This is a genomic window from Chamaesiphon polymorphus CCALA 037 (assembly GCF_003003845.1).
GTDB classification, from domain to species: Bacteria; Cyanobacteriota; Cyanobacteriia; order Cyanobacteriales; family Chamaesiphonaceae; genus Chamaesiphon; species Chamaesiphon polymorphus.
The window spans coordinates 1-5246 of the sequence record NZ_PVWO01000425.1 but is presented as its reverse complement, the minus strand read 5'-3'; the positions used below and the strand labels follow the sequence as shown (position 1 = coordinate 5246).

The window sequence follows — 5246 nt, the reverse complement described above, 5'->3', positions numbered from 1 at the left end:
GGATGGGTGGATGGGTGGATGGGTAGATGGGTGGATGGGTGGATGGGTAAATCAAAGAACGCAGTTCCAAAACCTAAAGCCTAAAACCTAAAGCCTAAAACCTAGCCCTAGCTCCAACGAACGATGGCTTCGATCGCCCAGCGGGGACAGCCGCGATGGGTGCTGACAGTTTTTTCACTGATTACATTACCTTGCGCGTCGCAGACTGTTTCGGTTCTGACGATCGTTTCACCATGTTCGAGATAGTTTTCGAGCACGGTGAGGGCATCGGCTCGAAGCTGTTGAGTCAGAGGCGAGATCTGACTGGTGAGGATGCTACTGCGATCTTCATCATAGAGAGATGAATCTTGATGTTGGCTAAAAGCCGAGCTGGTCATAGTAGAAGTGGGGTCGATATACAGGTCGCGATCGTCGGGGGCAGCCTCAATAGCGAGTTTGGTGATAATCTTACCCAAAATATCACTATCGGAGCCACTATTCACTACATTTTGGTGAGTGCTCAGATCGGCATCGCTCACAGTCGGAATTTTCCCAAGTTTGGCAATCCAGGCAATTCGATCTCTGAGTGAGAAGGAAATTAGCCCCAACCGCGTTTGAATCTCCAATCGATCGTCAGTACAGATTGCTTGTTGAACCCGGTACCATTTCGATCGAGCGAGAATTAAAATATCTAATCTTACCCCAGCAGTGGATTGTTGTTGGTTTTCTTGCCAAGTTTGCCACAATTCTTGGGCTAATTCGTACCTGAGTGTATAGCCTTCGGGAATATCGTACTTCTGATAGCGCATAAATCCGCGTTCGGCGGTAGCCGTATCGATCGGGATAAATTGGGATTCACAGATAATATTTTGGATGATTTGCCAGTATTTACTATCTTTTTTGACGAGAATATAGTGCAATCTGGCTGCGACTTTATGGATGGCAATTAAGTCACCTGCTGGCGTAGATAATTGCAATGAGTTATGCGCATAGTCGATGCGGAGGTTTTGATTGAGTACCAATCTTTTTTTGCCCTGGGCAAATCTTTTAATAATTGTCTCATCATCCAGCCTGTCGAGGTTATTGTCTGCGTTTTCGTCAAGTCGATCGCGATCGACATCCGATCGCGGTTGGACGCCATGCTCGGTTTCGACAAGAGTTATGGTCTCATAAGTATTAGTATCGTCACTCATTTTATTAGATGCCAGATCGATGGTAGTTTTAGCTGAAATTTTGAAATTTAATTGAGATAGTATAAATAAATTTATAATGTGTCCGTCAAAATCGACTGATTTGCAAGAGCGATATCTGCAATATTTAAGTCGATCGGATGGCAATAAAATAATATGTTCGTAGATTACTAGTCATCTATATGTAGTGAATCCCGCTCGCGAATTTTTTACCTGTTGCGGTCAGCGCAACAGTATCCACATCGATCGCTTGCCTAAACCGTAGCTAATTTGGCAACCGCAAGATCGTCATGTCATGAGTGAGGGATTGAGGCCACATGTATTACGACTACTCTCATTAGAATACCCAAAATAGTTCGAGCGATTACACCGATTGGAAATTTTGCTGCCAAAGCTCCGCTCCAGGCCGATCCAACCAGAGCGATATCGATGGATCCAGCGATTTTCTCAATTTTAGAGCGACTACAAGCAATTCCGATCTAGTTCCTAGCATCATCGGGATCGAGAAAATGTATCGAAATTAATATGTATCGACCCCCTTTGGTCATAAACTGTTAACGGTTATGCGAAAATTGGTAAGATTATTAACTCCAGATGTAATTCGAGCCATCTGTGTAGTAAGAAAACCTAGTGTGAGGAACAATCAACAATCATGAACGATCGGTTATCGAAAAATCTTATATCGCCGCTGTTAATCGGTCTAGCTGTTTGGATCGCGAGTATCTGCCCCAGTGTGGCTAATCCGACTGGCGAAGCAACCACCGAGCAGATCGAACAAGCTACACAAGCTACCGAAGTTAGACCTGGTGACTGGGCTTATCAAACACTGCAAGCATTGAGCAGTAAGTATGAATGTGGTAACACCCCTGACGGTAAGAAAGTCTTATCGCGCGAAGAATTTGCAACTAGCCTCAATGGTTGCGTCCAATCGATCGAGCAATTAGTTGCCAGAAGAAGACCGCGTAGATCGATCAGAAGAAGACGCGTCGTCCCAGTTCCTTCGATCCAAACACCACCACCAGCAGCTCCAGAAGTGGTCACACCACCACCAGAGCCAGCTCCAGTCGCTCCTCCCGAGCCACAGATAGAGCAAGAAGAAGCGATCTCTCAACAAGATCTCGACAGGCTCAAAGGACTGGTACAGTCTTTTAGTTCCGAGCTGCAAGCTGTAGATAATCGCCTCGTATCTGTTGAGGAGAAATTAGCTACCGTCCAAAGACAAGCTTTCTCCACCACTACTAAATTAAATGGTGAAGCAATCATTGCTTTTAGTGGCTATAACACTGGTCGGGCTGCTGGTCTCGGTGGCGGCGGCACAACTGGTAACGTTTTAAGCGATCGAGTTCGTCTCAACTTAATTAGTAGCTTTACTGGTAAGGATCGACTCAGAACCAGGTTAGAATCCGCCAACATCGCTAGCTTCCAGCCTGTCACAGGCACCAACATGACTCGATTGGGTTTTGATGGAGATACAAGCAACAATACTGGTGTTTCAATCCTACAGTACTCTTTCCCCCTCGGCTCTGACACTACGATCAGTGCGTTTGCAGTTGGTTCGAGATTCCATGATGATTTTTACACCTTCAACCCAGCTCTAGCCAGCTCTGGTAGCGGTTCGATCTCTCGGTTTGGTCGCTTCAACCCGATCTACCGCCAAAGCAATAACGGTGCATCCCTAAGTGTCAAACACAAGTTTAGTCCAGAAGTGGAACTAGGCTTGGGTTATGCGGTTCCTGGCATCAATGCTGCTGCTAGCACAGCCGCCAACAGCGGTGTATTCAGCGGTTCCAACGTGTACTTCGGTCAGCTCAACTTTGCTCCAGCCAAAGACTTGAACTTGGGTGTGGCTTACGCTCGTGCCTATAGTGCCAATGGCTCTAACGTCGCAGGTGGGACTGGAAGTTCTGCGGCAAATGGTCCTTTTGGAGCGTCACCGACGATCTCAAATCACTACTCGTTCATGACTAGCTACAAAATCAGCCCTGGTTTTATTTTATCTGGCTGGGCGGGTTTCACAGACGCTAGCCGTCAAGTAGTTGCTGGTGGTAGTGCCAGTAGCAGTAACTACGCTATATCTTTGGCTTTCCCTGATTTCGGTCAAAAAGGTAATAACCTGGCGTTTATCCTGGGTATCCCACCAAAACTCAATTCTCGAAGTGTTCTTGCTGCTGTGGGAGGTGCACCTGCTTTGACAGCTTCACCTGACAATAGCACTTCCTATCATATCGAAGCTCTATATCGAGTGAAATTAAGCGATAACATATCGATTACCCCTGGCATATTGCTAATCACTAATCCCGAACACAACAGTGCTAACCCAACTGAGTACATCGGCACTATTCGGACTACCTTCAATTTCTAACTAATTTGGAACGTCAGTTTCCAAATTACAAATAGCTTAAAACAAGGGAATGCAAAATTTGCGTTCCCTTGTTTTATAGTTAAAAGTCTCTTGCTGACTTAGATACAGCCACACGACTTGGCAAGTTACCAAGAAAGAAAATTCCAATTGACCTATTTTCGTGGTAGACCTCTTTGTCTAGCTAAGATTTAGGCTGGTTGGAAAGCTTGATATTCAAGGATGATTATTTTCTCTGGTCGTAACTTGCCAAGTGCTGACAGCCACTCTAGTCCGAGGGCGATTCGATCGACTCATTTGAATCTCTGTACCATTTATTTGACTCAAAAACTGTCAGCTTTTATACAGAATTCAAAGAATTAACACATTAGGATATGGCGGGAACTGCCCATATCCGTAAAAAATCCAAGTGTGAGGAACAGCTCGATCGAAATGATGAAATTGTTATCGAAAAATCTTCTATCTCCCATCCTAATTGGTCTGATGGTCTGGATTGCTGGTGGATCTTTTGCCAGTGCTGATGAAGCTAAAACCGTCACTACCGCCAGTACTGCCGAAGTAACTGCCGAGCAGATCGAACAAGCCACGCAAGCTACAGAAGTTAAGCCGACTGACTGGGCTTACCAAACACTGCAAGCTTTGGGCAGTAAATATAGTTGTAGCAACACGCCTACAGGCGACAAAACGCTGTCGCGGGAAGAATTTGCCACTAGTCTCAATAGCTGCGTGCAATCGATCGAGCAATTAGTTGCCAGAAGAAGACCGCGTAGATCGATCAAAAGAAGACGCGTCGTACCAGTTCCTTCGATCCAAACACCACCACCAGCAGCTCCAGAAGTGGTCGCGCCACCAGAGCCAGCTCCAGTCGCTCCTCCCGAGCCACAAATCGAGCAAGAAGAAGCGATCTCTCAACAAGATCTCGACAGGCTAAAGGGACTGGTGCAGTCTTTTAGTTCCGAGCTGCAAGCTGTAGATAATCGCCTCGTTACTGTTGAAGAGAAATTAGCTACCGTCCAAAAACAAGCTTTCTCCATCACTACTAAGTTGAATGGTGAAGCGATTATTGGGTTTAGTGGTTACAATACTGGCCGTAGTGCTGGAATTGGTACGAATGGTACGACTGCTAATATCTTAAGCAATCGCGTTCGTCTCAATTTCGATACGAGCTTTACGGGCAAAGATCGCCTCAGAACCAGGTTGCAGTCACGCAACACCCCTAGCTTTGGATCTACGGTCACAGGCACTAACATGACCCGCTTAGGTTATGATGGCGACGAAGCCAATAATACTAGCGTTTCGCTACTCCAATACACATTCCCGCTGAGTCCTGAGACGAGAATTACTGCTGAGACGATCGGTAGTGAGTTCAACGACAACATGTACACTTTCAACCCGATCTTATCTAGTTCGGGGAGTGGAGCGATCTCTCGATTCGGTCGTTTTAACCCCATTTATCGACTCAGTGGCGACGGTGCAGGTTTAACCGTCAATCATCAATTTAGCAAAGATCTGGATCTGGCGATCGGTTATGCAGTTCCTAACGTCAACGCAGCAGCTAGCACAGCACAGGGTAGTGGTTTATTTGGAGGTTCCAATGCCATTATCGGTCAGTTGAACATTCGTCCTGCCAAAGATCTGAACCTAGTACTGAGCGGCACAAATAACCATATGATTAGAAGAGAGCTTTTTGAGAATAAAGTAATATAGCATATGCCAAG

3 protein-coding genes are annotated in these 5246 nt (G+C 45.9%); 2 read left to right on the top strand and 1 reads right to left on the bottom strand.

The window, feature by feature from the left end:
• Positions 1 to 107: 107 nt before the first annotated feature.
• Positions 108 to 1172, bottom strand: a complete 1065-nt coding sequence (locus C7B77_RS23480) for a hypothetical protein (protein WP_106310643.1) — start codon at positions 1170 to 1172, stop codon at positions 108 to 110.
• Between the two features lie 649 nt (positions 1173 to 1821).
• On the opposite strand from C7B77_RS23480, the gene C7B77_RS23475 reads away from it, so the two are divergent.
• Both C7B77_RS23475 and C7B77_RS23470 read left to right on the top strand, forming a co-directional pair.
• A complete protein-coding gene (locus C7B77_RS23475; protein ID WP_106310641.1) occupies positions 1822 to 3531 on the top strand; it encodes an iron uptake porin in 1710 nt (569 codons plus the stop codon).
• 429 nt (positions 3532 to 3960) lie between these two features.
• The gene (locus C7B77_RS23470) at positions 3961 to 5235 is read left to right on the top strand and encodes an iron uptake porin (RefSeq protein WP_106310639.1); all 1275 of its coding nucleotides are present in this window, start codon (positions 3961 to 3963) and stop codon (positions 5233 to 5235) included.
• The last annotated feature ends 11 nt before the right edge of the window (positions 5236 to 5246 follow it).